At 37.0% G+C, this 21,756-nt stretch carries 22 protein-coding genes; 2 read left to right on the forward strand and 20 right to left on the reverse strand.

Going from position 1 to position 21,756, the window contains the following annotated elements; translation table 11 throughout:
- Window positions 1-4: 4 nt before the first annotated feature.
- Complete coding sequence (gene alr / locus ACM6HU_RS19165; RefSeq protein WP_016114623.1) at window positions 5-1,180, reverse strand: alanine racemase; 1,176 nt, start codon at window positions 1,178-1,180, stop codon at window positions 5-7.
- 472 nt (window positions 1,181-1,652) lie between these two features.
- Here alr and ACM6HU_RS19170 point away from each other — a divergent pair.
- A protein-coding gene (locus ACM6HU_RS19170; RefSeq protein WP_229161606.1) for an IS1182 family transposase occupies window positions 1,653-3,115 on the forward strand; the annotation gives its coding sequence in 2 pieces (ribosomal slippage) (window positions 1,653-2,220 and window positions 2,220-3,115; 1,464 coding nt in all).
- A 47-nt stretch (window positions 3,116-3,162) separates the two neighbouring features.
- Here the strand turns inward: ACM6HU_RS19170 and ACM6HU_RS19175 are convergent.
- From ACM6HU_RS19175 to ACM6HU_RS19245, 15 genes are all read right to left on the reverse strand, one after another.
- Entirely contained in the window at window positions 3,163-3,363 is a 201-nt protein-coding gene (locus ACM6HU_RS19175) for a 4-oxalocrotonate tautomerase (protein ID WP_255255003.1), read from the reverse strand.
- Between the two features lie 15 nt (window positions 3,364-3,378).
- Window positions 3,379-4,167 (reverse strand): 2-keto-4-pentenoate hydratase, encoded by a 789-nt coding sequence (locus ACM6HU_RS19180; RefSeq protein WP_016114619.1) that lies wholly within the window; start codon window positions 4,165-4,167, stop codon window positions 3,379-3,381.
- Between the two features lie 3 nt (window positions 4,168-4,170).
- A complete protein-coding gene (dmpG, locus tag ACM6HU_RS19185) occupies window positions 4,171-5,196 on the reverse strand; it encodes a 4-hydroxy-2-oxovalerate aldolase (protein WP_016114618.1) in 1,026 nt (341 codons plus the stop codon).
- Window positions 5,183-6,082, reverse strand: coding sequence for an acetaldehyde dehydrogenase (acetylating) (locus tag ACM6HU_RS19190; RefSeq protein ID WP_016114617.1), 900 nt, complete (start codon window positions 6,080-6,082; stop codon window positions 5,183-5,185). Before ACM6HU_RS19190 ends, dmpG begins: the two co-directional genes overlap by 14 nt.
- Before the next feature lie 32 nt (window positions 6,083-6,114).
- A complete protein-coding gene (locus ACM6HU_RS19195; protein ID WP_016114616.1) occupies window positions 6,115-6,894 on the reverse strand; it encodes a 2-keto-4-pentenoate hydratase in 780 nt (259 codons plus the stop codon).
- A gap of 202 nt (window positions 6,895-7,096) precedes the next feature.
- Entirely contained in the window at window positions 7,097-8,566 is a 1,470-nt protein-coding gene (locus tag ACM6HU_RS19200; RefSeq protein ID WP_414848395.1) for an aldehyde dehydrogenase, read from the reverse strand.
- A gap of 12 nt (window positions 8,567-8,578) precedes the next feature.
- Entirely contained in the window at window positions 8,579-9,037 is a 459-nt protein-coding gene (locus ACM6HU_RS19205) for a RidA family protein (protein WP_016114614.1), read from the reverse strand.
- Window positions 9,009-10,052 (reverse strand): amidohydrolase family protein, encoded by a 1,044-nt coding sequence (locus ACM6HU_RS19210; protein WP_016114613.1) that lies wholly within the window; start codon window positions 10,050-10,052, stop codon window positions 9,009-9,011. The genes ACM6HU_RS19205 and ACM6HU_RS19210 overlap by 29 nt, the downstream gene beginning before the upstream one ends.
- Window positions 10,037-10,576 carry a 3-hydroxyanthranilate 3,4-dioxygenase gene (nbaC, locus tag ACM6HU_RS19215; protein ID WP_006094629.1) on the reverse strand — a complete coding sequence of 180 codons (540 nt, stop codon included), beginning with the start codon at window positions 10,574-10,576 and terminating at the stop codon, window positions 10,037-10,039. The genes ACM6HU_RS19210 and nbaC overlap by 16 nt, the downstream gene beginning before the upstream one ends.
- Window positions 10,577-10,603: 27 nt before the next feature.
- Window positions 10,604-11,152, reverse strand: a complete 549-nt coding sequence (locus ACM6HU_RS19220) for an FAD synthetase family protein (RefSeq protein ID WP_016114612.1) — start codon at window positions 11,150-11,152, stop codon at window positions 10,604-10,606.
- Window positions 11,153-11,171: 19 nt separating this feature from the next.
- Window positions 11,172-11,918: an IclR family transcriptional regulator gene (locus ACM6HU_RS19225; protein WP_016114611.1), complete on the reverse strand. Its 747-nt coding sequence runs from the start codon at window positions 11,916-11,918 to the stop codon at window positions 11,172-11,174.
- Between the two features lie 153 nt (window positions 11,919-12,071).
- Entirely contained in the window at window positions 12,072-13,544 is a 1,473-nt protein-coding gene (locus ACM6HU_RS19230; RefSeq protein WP_016114610.1) for a 4-hydroxyphenylacetate 3-hydroxylase family protein, read from the reverse strand.
- Between the two features lie 200 nt (window positions 13,545-13,744).
- On the reverse strand, window positions 13,745-14,875 hold the full coding sequence (gene spoIIP / locus ACM6HU_RS19235; RefSeq protein ID WP_016114609.1) for a stage II sporulation protein P: 1,131 nt from the start codon (window positions 14,873-14,875) through the stop codon (window positions 13,745-13,747).
- A 398-nt stretch (window positions 14,876-15,273) separates the two neighbouring features.
- Window positions 15,274-16,242 (reverse strand): SPFH domain-containing protein, encoded by a 969-nt coding sequence (locus tag ACM6HU_RS19240; RefSeq protein ID WP_006094625.1) that lies wholly within the window; start codon window positions 16,240-16,242, stop codon window positions 15,274-15,276.
- 2 nt (window positions 16,243-16,244) lie between these two features.
- On the reverse strand, window positions 16,245-16,673 hold the full coding sequence (locus ACM6HU_RS19245; protein WP_003197168.1) for an NfeD family protein: 429 nt from the start codon (window positions 16,671-16,673) through the stop codon (window positions 16,245-16,247).
- Window positions 16,674-16,991: 318 nt separating this feature from the next.
- Here ACM6HU_RS19245 and ACM6HU_RS19250 point away from each other — a divergent pair, with 318 nt between their 5' ends.
- Entirely contained in the window at window positions 16,992-18,170 is a 1,179-nt protein-coding gene (locus ACM6HU_RS19250) for an MFS transporter (RefSeq protein ID WP_078211714.1), read from the forward strand.
- A gap of 50 nt (window positions 18,171-18,220) precedes the next feature.
- Here the strand turns inward: ACM6HU_RS19250 and ACM6HU_RS19255 are convergent, their stop codons facing one another.
- The 4 genes from ACM6HU_RS19255 to ACM6HU_RS19270 all read right to left on the reverse strand — a co-directional run bounded on the left by ACM6HU_RS19255 (window position 18,221) and on the right by ACM6HU_RS19270 (window position 21,645).
- The gene (locus ACM6HU_RS19255) at window positions 18,221-19,696 is read right to left on the reverse strand and encodes an amidase family protein (protein ID WP_006094623.1); all 1,476 of its coding nucleotides are present in this window, start codon (window positions 19,694-19,696) and stop codon (window positions 18,221-18,223) included.
- A gap of 229 nt (window positions 19,697-19,925) precedes the next feature.
- Window positions 19,926-20,372 carry an NUDIX hydrolase gene (locus ACM6HU_RS19260; RefSeq protein WP_003197163.1) on the reverse strand — a complete coding sequence of 149 codons (447 nt, stop codon included), beginning with the start codon at window positions 20,370-20,372 and terminating at the stop codon, window positions 19,926-19,928.
- Between the two features lie 23 nt (window positions 20,373-20,395).
- Entirely contained in the window at window positions 20,396-21,136 is a 741-nt protein-coding gene (locus ACM6HU_RS19265) for a D-alanyl-D-alanine carboxypeptidase family protein (protein WP_006094622.1), read from the reverse strand.
- An 11-nt stretch (window positions 21,137-21,147) separates the two neighbouring features.
- Window positions 21,148-21,645, reverse strand: coding sequence for a GNAT family N-acetyltransferase (locus ACM6HU_RS19270; RefSeq protein ID WP_016114607.1), 498 nt, complete (start codon window positions 21,643-21,645; stop codon window positions 21,148-21,150).
- Window positions 21,646-21,756: the final 111 nt, after the last annotated feature.

A 21,756-nucleotide genomic window follows, 5' to 3' on the forward strand; every position in this document is an offset into this window, starting at 1 on the left:
TATTTCATTTGTTTCTTAATATATTCACAACAGTAGTCGTTTCATCATTTTCTTTATATACACGTGGGATTCTTCGATCTAGCATACAAGTCACTTCATAATTAATGGTACCTAATATATCCGCGATTTCTTCTACAGAAATTTCTTCCTCACCTTGTCTACCGTAGAAAACAACTTCATCTCCTACTTGTACAGGCATTGCTTTTGTAACATCTAACATTAACTGGTCCATACAAACGCGCCCAAGAACTGGTACACGAATTCCATTAATTAACGCATGCCCCTTATTCGACAGCTGACGGTTATACCCATCTGCATAACCAATTGGAACAGTCGCAATCCATTCTTCTCCTGTTGTTACATACGTATTCCCATAACTTACACCACGATTTTTTTTCGCGTGCTTAATATGAGCCACTTTCGACTTCAATGATAGTGCTGGCTGTAAAGAAACAACTGTATGATCTACTTCTTTCGAAGGATACATACCATAAATCCCGATTCCAACACGAACCATATTTTGAAATGTATTGCTTAGCTCCATTGATCCAGCACTGTTTGAACTATGGATATACGGAAGATGAATACCCATTTCCTTCGCTGTATTTACAGCTTTCTCAAATAAACTGGTTTGCATATTTGTGTATGTTTTATTAATTTCATCAGCTGTAGAGTAATGTGTAAACATACCTTCTACTTCTATATATTTCATATTTTTTAGTTCTTCTAAAAATGGCGCAACCTCTTCTTCTTGTAAACCAATGCGACTCATTCCTGTATCTATTTTCACTTGAATATGCGCTTTCTTTTCAAGTTGCTTAGCAATTTCATTGATACCTTTTAGATCCTCTATTCTATATACCGTCATCATAATATCATACCCAATAGCATCTTTAGCAGCTTCCACTGGTGTATAACCTAAAACTAAAATCGGCACCGTAACTCCTGCTTCGCGTAGTTCGATTCCTTCATCTACAAAAGCAACTGCAAGTTGATTCACTCCTGCCTCAATTGCCGCTTTTGCAACTTCAACCGCCCCGTGTCCATACCCATTTGCTTTTACCGCTGCCATCATTGCAATATTTTTATCATTCACACGTTTTTTAAATTCTCTTACATTATGTTTTACAGCATCTAAGTTAATTTCAACAATTGTATCTCTTCCATATCTCGAACTCATGGGTCTAAACTCCTAACTCAATAATTGCTTTCCATTCTATTTCTCGTTTAATTATGACCTTTTACAATATAATACTTTTCATTTTCCTAGTCAAACTACTAGAATTTTCGGAATTTTGAATATGATTTAATACTCCTAAGACACTATTATATACGGAGATGAGGAGAATTACAATGTTTGCTCAAGCTACATTAATCGACTTTAAGCCTCATCAAAAATAGATTCATTGTTAATGAAAAGAGAAGAAATCAGTCCTACAAAGAGTATTAAGCCTATTAAAATAAAAGTTAGATGGAGCGTATCACCATCTAACTCTCTTACTTTCGCTCTACAAACAAAAAAGTAATTCTTATTTTTAATAAGAATTACTTTTACAGGCTGTGGAGAAAGTCTTCTCCACGGCCTTTTTTTGTGTCTGAGCCTCTTTTAATCTGTCAACACTGATAAAAAGAGGAAAAGGAGCGATTTTATTATGATGGGTGCATTGAAAAATCATCGCAATGAGTGCGTATCAGTTTCTGTTGAAGAGTTAGTTCCTCAAGATCATTTTCTTCGTGCAATTGAGGCAACAATTAATTTTGATTTTATTGAGGAAAAGTTACGTCCCTATTATTGTGAAAATAATGGACGTCCTTCTATTCATCCTATCGTTTTATTCAAAATGATGTTTATTGGCTATTTTTACGGTATTCGTTCTGAGCGTCAATTAGAAAAAGAGATTAAGATGAATATTGCATACCGGTGGTTTTTAGGGTTTTCTTTATCAGATCCTGTTCCTGATCATTCAACAATTAGCTGGAATCGTCGTACTCGTTTTCTTCATACAAATATTTTTGAAGAAATCTTCGAGGGAATTGTACGTCAAGCGATGGAACATCGCATGGTAGGAGGACGTGCGTTGATGACAGATTCCACACACGTAAAAGCAAACGCAAATAAAAACAAATTTGTAAAAAAAGTAAAAGAAGAACGCCCGAAAGCTTATATAGAAGAGTTAGAAGCAGCAATAACGGAAGATCGAGAAAAACATGGAAAAAAGGATTAAAACCTAGAAAGGAACGTGATACCCCAATCAAAGAAACACGTGTAAGTACAACGGATCCTGATAGTGGCTTTTTAATGAGAGATGGAAAACCAAATGGTTTTCATTTCTTAGACCATAGAACAACTGACGCAAAATATAATATTATTACAGACACTTTTATTACGGCTGGAAATGTAGTGGATTCCGAGCCGTATTTAGCACGCCTGCAAGTGCAAATTGATAAATTTGGATTTGAAGTAGAAGCGGTAGCGCTTGATGCAGGATATTTTACAAGCTACATTTGTAAAAAATTATCGGAACAGAATATATTTATGGTGATGGGGTATCGCCGATTTGGAAAACGAAATAAAGACGTACCAAAAAGCCAGTTTAAATATGAAAAAGAAACAGATGTATTTGCCTGTCCAATGGGATGTATTTTAGAATATGCGACAACTGATCGAGAAGGATATCGCCAATATAAGTCTAATCCAACAGACTGTGTAGTTTGTCCGTTGCGTGACAAATGTTGTTCAGTGAAACAAAAGCAGAAAGTTCTTACTCATCATATTTGGGAAGAGTATAAAGATATCGCCAGAAAAAATAAGTTAACCCGTACAGGAAAAAAATTATATAAAGTACGGTGTTCTACGATTGGACGAAGCTTTGCGGATGCCAAAGAATTACATGGCTATCGATACGCTCGGTTCAGGGGGCTAAAGTCTGTCCAAATGCAGGCTTATCTCACTGCAGCCTGCCAAAATATGAAAAAAATAGCCCTTCATCTGACCAAAAAGGGTCAGGTGAAGGGCTATTTTTTGTATTTCTATCATTTTTTACTGTTTTCGTTCACTAAAATACTAAAAAACTTCAGAGTGTCGGAAACCCTAAAGGGTTTCCCAACACTCTGAAAAAAGTAATTCTTATTTTTAATAAGAATTACTTTTACTCAACAACACTATTTTTCTTCTACATTACCTTTTACCTTTCCTCCGACACCCCAATGCGAACCCGGAATCTCATTTACTAGTACACGTACACGTTCAGTCTCCACGTCCAAACTTTTTGCAACTGCATCTGTAACATTTGAAATGAGATTTTGAATCTGCTCCTGTTTTCGACCCTCAATAACTTGAATTTGTACAATTGGCATACCCATCTCTCGCTTTACTCTTTATTCACAAAACATCAATACACTACCCAACCCTTCAAACTGCGCAATAATAGCGTCACCAGTTTTGAAAGCAACCGCTTCAGATAATGCCCCACTTAGCACAATATCACCTTTTTTCAACCCTTCATTTTGTAATCCAAGTTTATTTACCGCCCAAGCAATTGCCGTTGCCGGATGTCCAAGTACAGCTGCCCCTGTGCCAGTTGTCGCCGTTTTACCGTTTTTCGACATAACCATTCCAACATTAGCTAAGTCTATTTCCTGAGCGTTAATCCATTTGCTTCCTAATAGAAATTTTGAGGATGAACAATTATCTGCAATTACATCAGGCAATGTAAATTTAAAATTCAAATAACGACTATCAATAATTTCCAAAGCTGGCGTAACATATTTTGTTGCCTTTAATACATCATCCGCTGTAACGCTAGTACCCTGTAAATCATCTCCCATTAAAAAGGCAATCTCTGGTTCTACTTTTGGATGAATCAACGTTTCATACTGCACAGGTTCCCATTCAAACGCTAACATATCATGTAATAAATAACCGTAAATTGCTTCCTCAATCCCCATCATTTGTTGTTTCGCTTTACTCGTTAACCCAAGCTTTACACCAACTCGTTTGGATCCTTCTTTCATCTTTTGTTCAACTAATTGTTTTTGCAATATGTAAGCATCTTCTACTGTTAAATCCGGATGCTGATCTGTTACCTTTACTACTTCTTTTCGTTCCCTCTCCGCCTGAAGTAAATATTCAATAATCTCTGAATCCGCTCCTTTAACTAAAGCCATATTTTACACCCCCGTTTTTATCTTTGCTAATTCAGCTGCTACATCTAAAATCATATCTTCTTGCCCACCAACTACTTTTCTCTTGCCAAGTTCTATTAAAATATCACGAGCATCTACACCAAATCTATGAGCAGCTCTCTCAGCATGTAGTAAAAAGCTTGAATATACACCAGCGTATCCCATGACAAGACTACCTTTTTGAATTTCTTGTGGTCCTGGTAACAGCGGTGCAACAATATCCTCTGCCAAATCCATCATTTTATACAAATCTACATCTAGCGTATATCCCATCCGATCCAATACAGCTAACAATACCTCTGTTTGCGCGTTCCCAGCTCCAGCTCCAAGGCAGCGGACACTTCCATCAATACGGGTTGCTCCTTCTTCAATTGCAGTAATCGTATTCGCTACTGCAACAGAAAGGTTATTGTGGCCATGAAAGCCGATTTCAATATTTAGGGATTGACGTAATGCCTGGATACGTTCACGTACTTCATGAGGCAATAAAGCTCCAGCTGAATCTGTTACATAGACAGCTTGTGCCCCGTAACTTTCCATAAGTTTTGCTTGTTCTACCAATTTCTGTATCGGTGCCGAATGTGCCATCATTAAAAAACCACACACTTCCATACCCAATTCTCGTGCAAAATGAATATGTTGAGCGGAAACATCCGCTTCCGTTACGTGGGTTGCTATACGAACAAGTCTTGCTCCAATGCTTTCTGCTTGTTTTAATTCATGGACAGTGCCAATACCAGGAATAAGTAACACAGCTACCTTTGACTGTCTACATTCTTCCACTGCCGCTTCAATGAGTTTCATTTCATCTACTAACGATTTTCCATATTGCAAAGTGGAACCACCTAATCCATCCCCATGACTAACTTCAACATAATGCATACCAGCCTCATCTAACGACCTAGTTACAGACCGAACTTGTTCCTCTGTAAATTGATGCCTCATTACATGACTTCCATCACGCAAACAAACCTCAGTTATTTTGATTGGCATATCACTATTTCTTTTCACTCATCATACCTCGCTTCTGCTCTCCAATTATTCGAGATGCAAATCCTTCACCAACTTTTAATGCCGCTGCTGTCATAATATCTAAATTCCCAGCGTAAGGAGGAAAGTAATCCCCGGCTCCTTCTACCTCTAAAAATACAGTCACACGGTTTCCATCAAACATTGGCTCTTGTTTTAAAGAATATCCTGGAACGTATGACCTAACTACTTCAACCATCTTACAAATTGCTTGCCCAATAATGAATTCATCCATATGCTTAACTTCGCAATATACTGTATCTCTCATTAAAATAGGAGGATCCGCAGGATTTAATATAATAAGTGCTTTCCCGCAATCTGCTCCACCAAGCTCTTCAATCCCACGTCTTGTCGTAATCGTAAACTCATCAATATTTGCCCGTGTACCTGGACCTGCACTTAAACTAGAAATCGTAGCAACTATCTCCGCATACGTAACGTCCGCTACTTCATTGATTGCATGAACAATTGGAATTGTTGCCTGCCCACCACATGTAATCATATTGACATTTCGCATTTCTACATGAGTACCATCTTGTATAGCTGGACAAACAAATGGGCCACATGCTGCAGGAGTCAAGTCAATCACTAGCTTCCCAAACTCTCTTAAGACTTCCGCGTGACGAATATGAGCTTTGGCTGAAGTTGCATCAAATACAATATCTGCTATGCTAGGATTCTCAATAATTGCTTGTATACCATTATCAAAAATCTCATATCCTTCTTCCTTCGCTCGCTTTAATCCGTCTGATTCAGAATCTATCCCTATCATAGCAGTCATTTCAATTACTTCACTTCTTCTTAATTTATACATTAAATCCGTACCAATATTTCCGGAACCTATAATAGCCGCCTTCACTTTCCCCACATATATCCCCTCCTTTTCACACAACTATAAAACTATACAAATTTAATAGAAACCGAACCAAGAGATCCGAAATCAGCTTGAATTACATCATTACATTGAACTGAAACAGCGCCCGATAATGCACCTGGCAAAATTAATTCCCCTGCCTTCAATGAAATATGAAATCCACTAAGTTTATTCGCTAGCCAAGCAATCGCTTGTGCAGGATGTCCTAATGCCGCTGCTCCTGCTCCAGTAGCAATTAAACTATTATTTTTATAGAGCGCCATTCCAGCCGTACGCAAATCTACTTCAGATACATTGGACATCTTTTCACCAACAACTACTTTTGCAGAAGAGCCATTATCTGCTACTGTATCGACAAGCTTAATCTTCCAGTCTGCAATACGACTATCAATAATTTCAAGTGTAGGTACAATATATTTCGTTGCCATTAGCACATCTACATATGTAATATTAGGTCCATTCAAATCCTCAGCTAAAACAAATCCGATTTCCGCTTCTACTTTTGGAGATACAAACGAATCTATCGAGATTACACTTCCACTTTCTACTTTCATATCATCTAGTAAATGTCCGTAATCTGGTTCATCTACCCCAAGCATTTGTTGCATTGCACTACTCGTAAGTCCAACTTTCTTCCCAATCACTTTGCGGCCTTGTCTTAACTTTCGTCCCACTACTTCGAGCTGAATGTTATACGAATCTAAAACTGATAGATTTGAATACCTTTCCGTGAAAGGCGAAATTGGCCTACACGTTTGTTCTGCCTGTATAAGTTCATCTGCTAATTCCTTTATTAACACTTGCATTTATCTCACCTCATTTTTAAAATCTATATTTAGAACACATCAGTGGAAATACCATTCCACTGATGGAACATTCATTTTCCCCCGCTATTCGCAGGCAGTAAGACCCCCACCTCAGGTTTCAGAGAGAAGCAAAAAAGATAGGCGGGGGATAACTGCTCGTAAAAGCCCGATTGGTGAAGCCCCCACTGATGGAAGTTTCACTTTATAATTTCATCGTAACTGTCTTTGCTTCTGTATAAAATTCAAAACTATGGCGTCCACCTTCTCGGCCAATACCACTTGCCTTAGAACCACCAAATGGAGTACGTAAATCTCGCACATACCAACAATTAATCCATAATAATCCCGAATCAATTTGCGAAACAACTCGTTGTGCTCTTCTAAGATCATTTGTCCAAACAACTCCCGCTAAACCATAAATAGAATCATTTGCGATACGAATTGCATCTTCTTCTGTTTTAAATGGTATAACAACTAAAACTGGACCAAAAATCTCTTCTTGAGCTACACGCATACGATTATCGACATCATATAATATAGTCGGTTCATAAAAGTTCCCTTGTGCTAAACTCTCGATTCTTTTTCCGCCGTGGGCTAATTTTGCTCCTTCTGAAAGACCTATTTCCACGTACTGATCAACTGTTTCTAGATGTGATTTCGAAACAAGCGCTCCCATATCTGTATCTTCATCAAGAGGATCTCCCACTTTTATGTTTTTCACCGCTGTTACAAATTTCTCTAGAAACTGTTCATATACGCTTTCCTGTACAAGTAATCTTGAACCAGCTAAACAAATTTCTCCTTGATTCCGATAAATTGCTTCAATCGATCCTTGTACTGCTTCATCTAAGTCAGCATCTTCAAATACAATGTTTGCTGATTTTCCGCCTAATTCTAATGAAACTGGTATTAAGTTTTCTGAAGCATTCCGCATAATTGTTTTCCCTGTATTACTTTCCCCCACAAATGAAATACGTCTTACAGACGGGTGCGTCGTCATTTTCGTTCCTACCGTACTTCCTGGCCCTGTAATAATATTCAGTACACCTGGAGGTAGCCCGGCCTCATTCGCAATTTCACCAAGCATGACTGCACTTAGCGGCGTGTAAGATGCTGGTTTCACAACTACTGTATTACCAGCGGCTAGTGCAGCTGACGCCTTCCACGTCATCTGCATAAATGGCAAATTCCAAGGAATAATTAAGCTCGTTACTCCTGCTGGTGCGTATTTTGCATATGACATAAAGTTATGCTTATCATAATGTTCATGTACTATATACTTTGCCATCTCGGCAAAGAAACGAAGATTATGTGCAGAACGCGGAATATCAAAACCACGACTTTCTTTTATTGGCTTTCCGACATCAAGTGTCTCTATATACGCTAATTCATCTACTTTTTGCATAATCAAATCGGACATTTTGCATAAAATAGCTGAGCGCTCTTCCACAGGCATTTTACTCCAGATACCACTTGTGAATGTACGCCCCGCTATGTCTATTGCTCGCTTAGTATCCTCTTCATTTGCTTGTGCAACAGAGGCAAGTTTTCTATTTGTCGATGGATTGAACGTATCGAATGTTTCGCCGGACATCGCATCGACATATTGACCATCAATAAATAACTTCGCATCTTTTACTTTCATTTTTTCAGCTAATAGTTCTTTATTCACACTCTTTACCTCCTACTCTACAATTTCTAAAACCATCTCGATTTCAATTGTTGTATTATTCGGTAGTTGAGCCATTCCAACAGCGGAACGAGCATGCTTTCCCTTTTCACCAAAAACATCTACTAATAAATCGGATGCACCGTTCATCACTTTTGGCTGATCAATAAAATCTTCTGTACTATTTACAAATCCAAGTAACTTCACAACTCGTTTCACCTTATTTAAATCACCGAGTTCATTCTTTACAACGCTTAATAAGTTCAACATAGACCGCCTAGCTGCCTTATATCCATCTTCTATTGATACATCTTTACCTAATTTCCCATGGTACTGGTCAACACCTTGTCCAGCAGTAAACAATAAGTTTCCGACCCTTACACAACTTACATAATTACCTACCGCTGGACGAATAGCTGGTAGTGTGAGTCCCATTTCATTTAATTTACTCTCTGGTGTTTGTGCTTTCTGCATATACTACACCTCTTTTTTTCATATCAACATTTAAGAAACTCGCTGCATTTCCGCCAAGCATAGCTTCCTTTTGCTCCTCTGATAAATCAAGTGTCTCGTCAATTACTTTACCTGGCTGAATTTCTCGTAGTAAAAACGGATAATCCGACCCCATAAAAATCTTTTCATGTCCAAATCGCTCTATCATATATTTAAGGTTGATAGGATCATAGTTTAAAGAATCGAAGTAAAATTTCTTTGCGTAATGGCTCGGAGGATATGTAGTTAATCTCAGATGTGGCCATACTTGCCACCCTTGATCTAATCGCGGCAAAATATATGGAAAAGAACCTCCACCATGAGCAAAGCAAATTTTTAACCTAGGAAACTTCTCCATTATCCCGCCCCATATAAGTGTAGCTGCGGCAAGAGCCGTTTCACTTGGCATCCCAACTGTATACATAAAATTATGATGCGGCATTCTATCTCGCCCTAATGTTTCCCACGGATGAATAAAAATTGGAACCTGCCATTTTTCAGCCATCCGGAAAAACTCAATAAATGAAGGATCATCTAAATTTTTCCCATTTACATTCGTTCCAATTTCGATTCCATGTAAGTTTAATTCTGTTATGCATCGCTCCATCTCACGAACTGCCGTTTCTCCATCTTGCATTGGCACTGTTCCTAATCCAACAAAACGATCTGGATATGCCAAGACGGTTTCCGCAATAAAATCATTTTGAATACGCGCCATTGCTTCAGCTTCTTCTGGTTTTGCCCAATAGGAAAATGTAACAGGAATTGGTGATAATACTTGTATATCAACACCTTCACGGTTCATATCTTCAATTCTTTTCTCCGGGCACCATACTTGATCTGTCACATCGCGAAAGTTTTTCCCACCAACCATAATCGCAGCACCACATGTACAAGTGCGATTTAATATCGGCCAACGTCCACCACCAAACTTCTCCTCAAAATCCGGAAATGTTTCAGGAATAATATGTGTATGAAAATCTATTCGCACTTCCATTCCTCCACTTCCTCTGGCATAATATGTCCGCAGTTTTTACACGCACGAATTTCTTTATTTGAATTAAAACTATGAATCGCTTCTTTCACTTGTTTTTCAATATCGGTTAATTGAACCCGTACGCGATGCATTTCATGATTACACTCATCACAGAACCAAACAAAATCTTCAAGTTCTCCTTGGTTACGTTTCCTTTCAATTACTAATCCATATGTGTTTGCAACGCGGTGCGGTGAATGTGGCACCATGGCTGGTAACATAAACACATCTCCTTCTTTCACTGTAACAACTTCACGTTTCCCTTCTTCCGTAATACATTCCACATAACATTCGCCTTTTATTTGATAAAAGAATTCATCTGAAGGATCAACATGAAAATCACGTCTTCTATTTGGCCCTCCTAAAATCATGGCAATAAACTCTGAGTCTTGCCAAATTACCTTGTTATTTACCGGTGGTTTCAATAACTCTTTATTTTCATCAATCCATTTTAGTAAATTAAAAGATTGTAATGTTTTTGACATGTTTTTTCCTCCTTATAATTCATTCGCTTATATTGTTTTAAGAGGCCATCCTAATAAGGATTGAGGCCTTTGTAATTCTCCTTGAAATAAGTGATTCCGTATCCTCGTTGATGAAATTCGTTCACCTTCTTCGCAGCAAACCTCTTCGACGATAGAAACATCAAAGTATTTCATCAGTAGCTCTATATCACCCTCGCGATTTTTTCCAAATCGAAAATCTTCTCCGACATAAATTTCAATTGGGCATAATCTTTGTAATTCTTGAATAAAGTAACTAGCCCTTCTCGTTACATACAACTCATCAAAACGAATAACAATTACATGTTCAACACCGAGCTCCTGAAATCGATTTAACTTCTCATTAATTGGCGTTAGCACTTGTGCTCCCTGAAAATAAGAACGTGGTGATGGATCAAATGTATACACGACATTTGGAATCTGTAACTCTTTCCCTTTCTCCACCGCGTTTCTAATAACGGTCTGATGTCCTTTATGCACACCATCAAAAGCACCAATAGAAACAATCGATTTTTCCAATTCAGGTACACTATAATCATGTATATAAATGATTCTCACCTCTCTTTTACAGTTATGATTAAATGTCTAAATAACCAAATTCCTTTGAAATTAAATTTGCAGTATTCATCACACTTCGAATCATGACTTGACGATTGCTTCCTTGCATATACGTTTTCGGACCAACAATATTAAGAGCAGCAATGGTTCTCCCGGTGTAAGAACGAATAGGAGCCGCAATGCCATATAATCCATGTTCATTTTCGTTATCACTTATGGAATAACCTTGCTTACGAATTGTCTGTAACTCTTCTTGAAATCTCTTCATACAAGTAATTGTATTTGGTGCTCGAGGCAGCAGCCCATTTTCTGAAGTATACTCTAAAGAAGAAGGGTTAAATGAAAGAAGAACTTTTCCTGTACTTGTGCAGTATGCAGGTTTTCTTGATCCGACATGAGTTGATATTTGAACAGAATCCTTTGATGAAATTTTCAAAATAAATACAACATCTCCACGGTCAAACATACCGATATGTACCGTCCCATTAAATTTCCTTACAAGTTCTTCAACGATTGGAATTGCCCCGCTATAAATCTCTTGTTGAAACATCACTTGATTGCCCCACTCCAACAATTTCCATCCCAGTCGATATTTTCTCTGCTCATCTCGAATTAACATTCCTTCTTCACACAATGTACGGACAAGATGGTGAACTGTACTCGGGTTCATATTTAATTTTGCAGCAATTTCAGAATTTCCTAACACCGGCTCACCACTCGTAAAACAATTTAGAATTTTACAAATTTTACTGATAGATGCTATCACAATAACTTACCTCCTCTATTCCAGTTACATATTTTCCGGTTCATATATAGCTAAAACATGTAAGAAGATTTACATCCTAACAGTAAAATTCTTGTTATCTATTTGCCACTCCTTCCTTTTTTATTTCAAAATGTAAGCGTGATCATTTTATTGTCACCTTAATGGATTTCCAGATAATTCCGTTCGCAAGGCACTGTCCACAAGTGACAGCGATTGTTGTTTTTTGTACGCATTATAAAACATGCCCATTTTTCTCACTGGATCACCAGAATAATAACGCTCATATTGTAATAGGCGTTGTCCAAACGCTTCACCGCATAAGTCCCAAGCTAATTTAAATAATCGAACGCGTTCCTCAGAAGATACCCCTTCACGCCCGATATAATATTTATACATATCCTCTTGAATCTCTGGATTCATAAAGTCGGCACCTGTTGGCGACATTAGTAGGCCACCAGCCCCAATGGTTTGAATAATTTCAATAGCACGTGGATACATTTTAGGTAATAAGCTACGTATTGTATCAAGCGGTAGTCTCGCAGGAACAGCTTCACCATATGCATTCGTTTCATACTCATATTCTGCTACTTGCAAGAGTGCACGGATTGTTTCTACATCTTGTATTAATTCTGCTAACTGATTTTGTACATTTAAAAAGCCGTCTACTCCAATTGAATCTGCTAGTTTTATAGCCACTTCTGCTGCAAAAGAAAGTTTCACTAATCCTCTTACTCCTGATTGATGTGCTGGTTGATGACCAATTCCTGTTTTTGGATACAGCTGATTTCCAGCCTCTACACTTTGATAGATAAACACTTTATCCCACGGAATAAACACATTATGAAATACAAGGAGTGCATCCATTTCTTCAAACCTTGATGCAAGTGGATGATCAAACAAGGATCGTTTTCCATCTTGCATTGGCTCGCGACAAAGAATCCTTAAACCCGGTGCATCAATAGGAACTGCAAAAGAAATTGCATGACGTTCATCACCCGGCTTAAAACTTGGATAAGAATAAATGATTACCTCATCTGTAATTGGTGCAAGTGTCGCTAACATCTTAGCTCCGCTTACATACATTCCCTCTTCTGTTTCGTTCACTACACCTAAATGCATCGTTGCATCTTCTTGCTGATGTGAGGCTTTACTTCGATCATTTTGTGGATTGATAATCGCATGTGTTAAAAACAAATCTTGATCACGTATATGTTTATAATAATTTTTTATATTAGTCCCCCATGAGGAATCAAATTTTTCAAAAAACCATGCATTGCTCGCCATTGAAGTAACTGTAACATTTAAAAAATCTGGTGTTCTGCCCATTAAACCAAATGTAGCCTTTGCCCATACTTCAAACAATTCGCGGCGTGCTTTTAAGGCCTCATAATTTTTGGGCACTAAAAATGCATTCGAAACCCGCTCTCCTGTCTCTTCGCATATATGGGTAATCTTGTCCTGATACTCTGGATCGTGCTGCATATCATATAATTTAGCAATTTGTAAAATCGGTTCCCGAAAAACATCTTCATTCACAACATCGGTTATTCTTCTTCCACCAATCCAAATTTCAGGATTTCTTGCCTTTAATCCTTCAATATACTGAGCCCCTGTTCGAATCGCCATTTTTACCCCTCCAATATATACATTTTGAAGTTTACTATACAAATAAGTTTAGAAATTCTGTCACCTTTTTAAATTAACAGAATTTTAAATTATTATAAACCAATCTCAGCTCAAAACTACTGCCTTATTTCACATTATGAAATTCTAGTAAAATTTTTAAGGGACATGTAAAAAAGGAACAGTTCCCTGTTCCTTTCACATCATTCATTCACCTTCTCCGCATCCCAATAATATTTACTAAATGCTTCAGTTAACACATCAATTGTGTTATATAGCTCTTCTAAAGTATTATCAACGCCACCAACTTCGATAAGCATGGCATTTTTCGATAAATCTTGATTATAGACTCCATTTCCATCCTTTTTATACTTTGGAAAAATCCCTCTACTTAACCCATAATAGTTTTCATCTAAATACGAATTTATCGCTCTTGCAATCTTTTCATTATCAGAACGCCCTGCATTTTCCATCCCTATTATAAAATATAACCTCGCATAGGATTTGCCATTAATCACTTTTGTCGTAACATTCTTCCGCTGATCGTCCCTGTGAATATCAATTGGAAACATAATCTTATCATTTTGTGCCAAGGCTTCTTTCACATATCCATGAGATGCGGTATATGCTTGATACCATTTCCATTTCTTATTCGCCAATAAATCACCCATGTTTGTTTTGTCATGAAGAACCGGTATTCCCTGCCCTTCCAACTGTTCTTTTAGACGCTCTCCCAAAAGCGAGACATTTACATCCGGACTTGATGGACTCTTCGCCCCAGGTAACAATGGATAAAAGGACTCCCAACTATGCGTGTGATAAATATATACAGCTTTTTCACCTTTTGCATCGTTTTTATTTTTTTGTACAGGATTCTTTTTGTCTGCTTCTGTGACTTTATCTTTCGCTACTTCCCGTTCTTTCGTTACCTCTTCAATCGGTACACTAGATTCATTCGGAATATTCGTATAGTCCGTTCCTTCTCCAGCTACGATAATATTAGAATAGTACTTTGACATCCCCGGTACTTCTTTGCCAACGAACGTTCGTAAATCATGTATTTTCAGATCTGTTGTGATAGAAAACAATAAATTCCCAACAGACTCTCGTTTATTTGTTTTAAAATAATCCGATGCAAAATAACGATTTTCACTCTCAAACATTTGAATAAATCCTTGCATTGATACTTTTCCAAACCACTGACTCGCATAATAAGATTTCATAGTATGTAAAAGCGAGGTCACAATAGACGCCGCCACTATCACTACAAATACATATGATAAAATTAAAAATAGAAATTTCTTTCCATGTATACGAGTTGCATACTTTTTCAATGTATCACCTTCTTTATCATTTTAGGTGAGAAGCCCCCACCTCAAGGAACGTGAAGGGCACAGACCAATGAGTAAGTGGTGGTAGTTCAAACATGGATATGTACAAGCTTTATGTAATATATATTTACTAGACTTTTAAATTAGACCTTACATACTAGAATTCCATTTTCAATTTGTGTTGCACCCAAGTTTAAGTGTAAGTTAAAAATAATGTCTTTTCTTACCTAGCCCACTTAGAACAAATATAAATGATATACAAATCTTCAAAATATCTACAGCCCGTTTTGTACAATCCTCCCTAATTGAACTACCCCCACCTTCACTTCGTTTAGAGGAGGGGGTCTTCTCGGTTAAAATGATAAAAAAAGAGAAATGGCAGCCCATTTCTCTCTCATTAGTTATTGTTCTTTCGATGTATCCGACGAAGGTGATTTCTTCGCTTGTTTTTCTTTAAAAATTTCACCGATTGCACCAAGTGTGCCAAGTGTTTCAATTGCATTAGATGGGATGAAGATCTTATTTGCTGGTCCTTTTGCTACTTCAGCTAACGATTCAAATGATTTATAAGCAAGAACGCGTTCATCTAAGTCCGCTGCACGTATTAATTCGATTCGGTTTTGTTCTGCTTTCGCAATCGTTTCAATTGCTCTTGCTTCCCCTTGTGCTTCTAATTCTTTCGCTTCTCGTATACCTTCTGCTTCGCGAATACGCGCTTCTTTATCCCCTTCAGCCATCAAGATTTTACTTTGTTTTTCCCCTTCAGCACGAAGAACTTTATCTTGTTTAGCCGCTTCTGCTTCTAGAATAATCGCACGCTTATTACGCTCTGCTTTCATTTGTTTTTCCATGGATACCTGCACATCTTTTGGTGGATTAATATCAACAACTTCCACACGTTCAATACGAACGCCCCACTTCTCTGTTGCTTCGTCAAGAGCTAGACGAATTTCTGTTGAAATCTTTTCACGCCCTGATAATGTTTCATCCAGCTCCATTTTACCAATGATTTGACGCATTGTTGCAGATGTAATATTACGAACACCATATTCATAGTTAGAAATACCATATGTCGCAAGTTCCGGTTCAACGATTTGATAGAAAATTATTGTATCAATTTCTACCTGTACGTTATCTTTCGTAATTACCTTTTGTGGTGGCACATTTGTTTGTTGAATACGTAAATCATGGTATACACGTATACGATCTACAATTGGGATTATTAGATTTAACCCTGGCTGCATGATGCGTTGGAATTTACCAAATCTTTCAACCACACCTACCTTTTGTTGGGGCATGATTTTAATTGTTAACGCGATAAATACAATGACAATTAATGCAAAAATAATCGTTAATGTTAATGCTACCATTTTTATTCACTCTCCCTTTTCACATATAAAACAGTGCTGCTCCTCTTTATAACAATGACTCTTTCCCCAGTAGAAATAGGAACATCCGAAATAGCAGTCCAAGTATCGCCATCCACTTTCACGATCCCATTCCCTTCACTTGTAATCGCTTGCAGGATAATTCCTTTTTTACCAGCTAATTTATCGACAGTATCGATAAATCCTTTTGCCTCTCGAAAATTTTTAGAGATTCGTTTCGTAAAGAAAGTCAATGTTAAACTTACAATTGCTCCTACAACAACTTGTAAAAATAGTGCATCTGGAGCAAACAATGCAATAAGACCTCCGACAACCGCTCCAATTCCAAGCCATAACATGTAAAAGGTAATCGATAACATTTCTGCTATAAATAAAATACCGGCTATAATAAACCAAACTACCCATCCAGCCATATGCAACCCTCACTTTCTTTTTTATTTTCTATATGTATATGAAAAAAAAGAATTGTTTATCACGTCCTCCTAATTAAGGCGAGACGTTTCATCGGAAGCTACTATACATATTCACTGTTATAATGAGTATTATTAAAATAGTATATTAATATATTCTTTATTATACATGAAAATCCCTGTATAAAAGTTACAAAAAATAAAATTCTTTCAAAAATTTATTCCACGAATTATGATTACTATAAAGAAATATGTATTATTCTTTGAGTGGAGGTACCAATATTGCACCAACAATCGCTATCCTTTTATTGGTTTTCTAAAATGTGCATCACTCTTGCTGAAGTTGTTTACATAATGATTCTTACTACTCATATTTATATAACAACCAAATCAGCTACTATCACAGCTCTTTTTCCATTATTACGAGTTATTACAAGTTTTATTGCGAGTACATCCGCACCACTTTTAATGAACCGTTTTCCATCTTATTCATTGCTCTTTACATTGCAAGGCGTTAAGACTTTCTTTTTTATTCTTTTAACTGCATTATTTCCCTTACTATCATCTAACATCATTGCCCTTCTTGCTTTTATTATTCTCATTTCATTATGCGAAGGTTGGAGTTCTCCTTTATTATACGCTGTTATTCCACGTCTAACATCACAAGAAAAGTTAGTAAAAGTAAATAGTGTCTTTTCCTTTTCAACACAAATTGTTCAAGCAGCTGCTTATTCATTCACAAGTGTAGTGGTCTTATTGATTGGTGCCACTTCTACACTTATGATAAACAACGTATTAATGATTTTGGGGTGTATTGCATTATATGTTTCATTGCGCGCTATACAAACTGAACAAACAATAGAGAAATCCTCTTCCAAATCAGCTGTATTAATAGAAGGATGGAAACTTTTATTTCAGCATCCCTCCCTCCGTATAGTTACATATATGGACTTAATTGAAACTTTTGCTGGAACGATATGGATTGGTGGTATTACTATGGCTTACGTAACGACTGTTCTTCATAGAGGAGCAGAATGGTGGGGTTATATCAACACAAGCTATTATTTCGGAACATTAATTGGTGGGCTATTAGCATGGCGAATGAGTACATATATTCAAAATAACTTAATACGCTCAATGGCCTTAGGATCACTTCTATTTAGCGTGCTTACCTTCTTATATGGCATAACAAGCAACGGATTTATTGCACTGTTTCTTTGTGTTCTAATGGGACCTTCCTATCAAATTCGAGATATTTCCCAAACAACCGTTTTACAATCAAGCGTACCACCATCTCTATTATCAAGAATGTATACAGCTCACGGTACACTTACTTCGGCTGTTTCAGGACTTTCTATGCTATGCGTTGGCATTATTACCGATATGTTCGGTGTCCGTACTATATATATCATTGCTGCTTTTCTAATTTTTTGTTCTGCTTGTTTATCTTTTATTTTGTTAAAACATACAAAACAGCAAGAAAAAGACATTTCTCTTTAAGTTCACAGAATGCAAAAAGGATAGGTTACCCTATCCTTTTTGCATTCTATTTACGATAAATTTGGAATGCGTCTATGTTTTGTAGCTTGTTCAAATGCATATGCAAGCTTAATTAAAGTCCCTTCACTAAAAGCAGTACTTGCAAAAGTGATTCCAAACGGTCTTCCGCTTTTCATATATCCAGCCGGTACTGCTATGGAAGGATAACCAGCTTTGGCACATATTGTTGATCCTATATATGAAGGGAAGAGAATTGCATCAAGATCATATTTCTTTAACGCAAAATCAATTCCTTGTTCCTGGGAAAAATATAAATCTTCTAATTTTGCATTTAAGTATTCAGGGTTTCTTAACGTATTAGAAAAATCCTTTCCAAACTCCAACCTACTTTGTCCATATTTTAATGCTTTCTCTTCTATATTTTTATTAAATGCAATTAATTCAGAGATAGAATGGACTGGAATATTGGAAGGTAACTTGGAAAGATAATTATCTAGACTATGTTTTAATTCATACGATGAGACTCTCCAACTCCACTCCCTATGAAAAGATGGAATTTCGATATCTTCTAATACTGTTGCTCCTTCATTACGCAGTACTTGTATAGCATTCTGAAATAGTTCCTCATCATACTCTCCAGATTCGTAATAGCTTTCAGAGGCTTTGTTAAATACTCCAATTTTAGCACTCCTTAAACCATTAGAATCTAAATAAACCATATAATCTTGTTGAGCTCTTCCTTCACTTTTATAAGTTGCAGGATCAAGCTGGTCTATTCCTGTTAGACTCCCCAATAAAATTGCCGCGTCAGTTACTGTTCTAGCAAAAGATCCCGCTGTATCTTGCGAATATGTAAAAGGTATAATCCCCTTGCGACTTACTAAGCCAACAGTAGGCTTAATACCAACTACAGAGTTCTGAACTGCTGGACTTAAAATAGAGGCATCTGTTTCTGTTCCAACAGATAAAACGGTTAAGTTGGCAGCAACCGCTACGGCCGATCCTGTACTTGAACCACCAACAAAAAGGTCATCATCACCTGATCCATATGGATTAATGACTTGTCCACCTCTTGAACTATATCCAGCCCACATTTCAAAAGACATTCCATTCGCTAATTCTGTCATATTCGTCTTACCTAATATGACTGCACCTGCTTCACGAAGCTTTTCAACAAGAAATGCATCATGATTACTCCTATAGTTTTCAAGCGCAATTGTTCCTGCACTTGTATGCATTGAATCATTTGTTTCAATATTATCTTTTAAGAGAATAGGAATACCGTGCAAAGGACCTCTGACACCCTTTATTTTTCTTTCATGATCTAATCCTTCTGCGATAAAAATTGCATCTGGATTTATTTCTAAAATAGAATTTATTTTCGGACCGTCTTGGTCATACTTCGCTATTCTATGAAGGTAATACATAACTAACTCTTTCGAAGTAAGTTCCCCATTTTCCATCGCTGTTTGTATACCATGAATTGTTAATTCTTTTCTTAGTAGTTTATTGAATTGAATCTCCATCTGATTTCTCCCCTTACAAGTTGTTTCCTAGTTTCAGATCTTATCTTATTACTTATTAACTTTAATCATTGCCTTGTCTCCTCATTTCGACAAATTCACATCTGTTTAAACATTTCGTCTACCATACATAAAAACCTTCAAACAAAATAAAAAACGCCTTAGACGAATAAAACTATCTAAAACGTTGTTAACAATCACATATATTCTCTTCCTATTTTCAAACTCTCTTTTATTTCACATACACGTCCTCTAATAAATGTACAAATTCACCTTGATTCCCTGCTAATACAGGACACTTTGCTATATCAACCCATTCATAACAAAATGTTAGGCCCTCATCTTCCTCTCCTGCACTTACTATATGTTCCCACATATCTTTTACATCTGTTAATAATGAAATGTGAAAGAAGTGACGCTTTTGATACTCCTGTTTTTCTTTCATATAGATGATATAATCATCAATGAAACGTTCTATACATAAATGACGAAGTCCAGACTCTTCTATTACTTCACGCAGTACTGCTGCTTCTAATTTTTCTCCTTCGTCAACTGTGCCACCTGGGACCTGTATACCTGCTTCTGGTATATCACGATGAGTAAAAACAAGCAACTGCATAACTCCTGCTTTCTCCCTTGTAATGTATGCATATACTTTTTTCTTATATAACATCGTCATCTAATCCGTCTCCCCTCAATTCATTACTTCATCGCTTCCTCTAAGGTGAGTTGATTTTCATATAGATATGTCGCTTGTGGATTCCCTACATAACGTACGTGCCACGGTTCATACCGATAACCCGTAATGGACTCCTTCTCTTTTGTATACCGAATGACAAAACCAAATCGATGCGCATTTTGAGATAGCCATTTCCCTTCTTTTGTATCTCCAAAAACAGACTCTAATTGGAATTTAGCTGATTGTGATGTAATATCCATTGCGAGTCCCGTTTGATGTTCACTCGTTCCTGGAACAGCACTAGACATTGCTGTTTTTGCTTCTCCATCTTGAATCTTATACATTGTATTTAATGCTTTTTGCCGATCAAAAGACCGGTATCCAGAAACTGCAAAAAGAAAAATCCGCTCCTGATCTCCTTGCTCGAACATTTTTTCAAGTGCCTGCGCTGCTTCTTTCCTCATCTTCTTTTTCTCTTGATCACCTTCACTCGAATAACGCACTTTTGGAATAACTAAATCTTGTGGCTTATAACGATCTGGTAGCCGTCTGCTTTTATTTACAAGTACAAGTACGGAATCAGGATTATTGACAACCGCAAGATCTCCTTCCATTTTGGCAATAGTTTCTTGTGCTTTTGGAAATACAACGCTACTATTCACCTCTTGTGCCTGTTTATCTTTATACATTTTATAATTAATGCTTGCCACTCCAATAATAATTACAACTACTACGACACCCAGTAGTGTCCATCTTTTTTTCATACAACGACCTCTTATTTTAATAATTTGGCCATATAATACTCATCGACACGCTCACCCTCGACAATAAGAGAATCTTTTTTGACACCTTCTTGTTCAAATCCTGCTTTTTTATATAGTGCCTGCGCTCTTGTATTGTGGGCCATTACTGTTAATTCCAAACGCCATATATCATGTAATCTTGCCCACTTTTCTACTTCTTTAAACAATGTCGTCCCAATTCCTTTTCCGCCATATTCTTGTAAGATTCCAATTACAATTGCTGCTGCATGCTTGTTTCTTTGCACATTACCACCATTAGCTAAAATAAATCCAACTAATTGCTCCCCTTCTACTGCTACAAATATAGTAGAATTATAATCTTCTACAAAACGTTGAATCATTTGTGTTTGCTGCTCTACTGTTGTATTCCGTTCACCTGGTTCTAATAGCATAAAAGTAGTTTCTTCATCCAATTGTTTTCCTAATTGCAAAAATGCTGCTGCGTCCTCTACTCGAATTTCTCGAATCATTTCTATCACCCTACCAAGTTTATAATATAAAAATTTTCTTTATAAAGAGATTTTCGCTATTTTTTTATGAAATTCCTTTCTATTTTCCCCAGGAGAAATAGACAATTTTCG

Origin of the sequence: Bacillus sp. IT-79MI2 (assembly GCF_949768135.1) — a bacterium.
In the GTDB taxonomy this organism is placed as follows: domain Bacteria; phylum Bacillota; class Bacilli; order Bacillales; family Bacillaceae_G; genus Bacillus_A; species Bacillus_A pseudomycoides.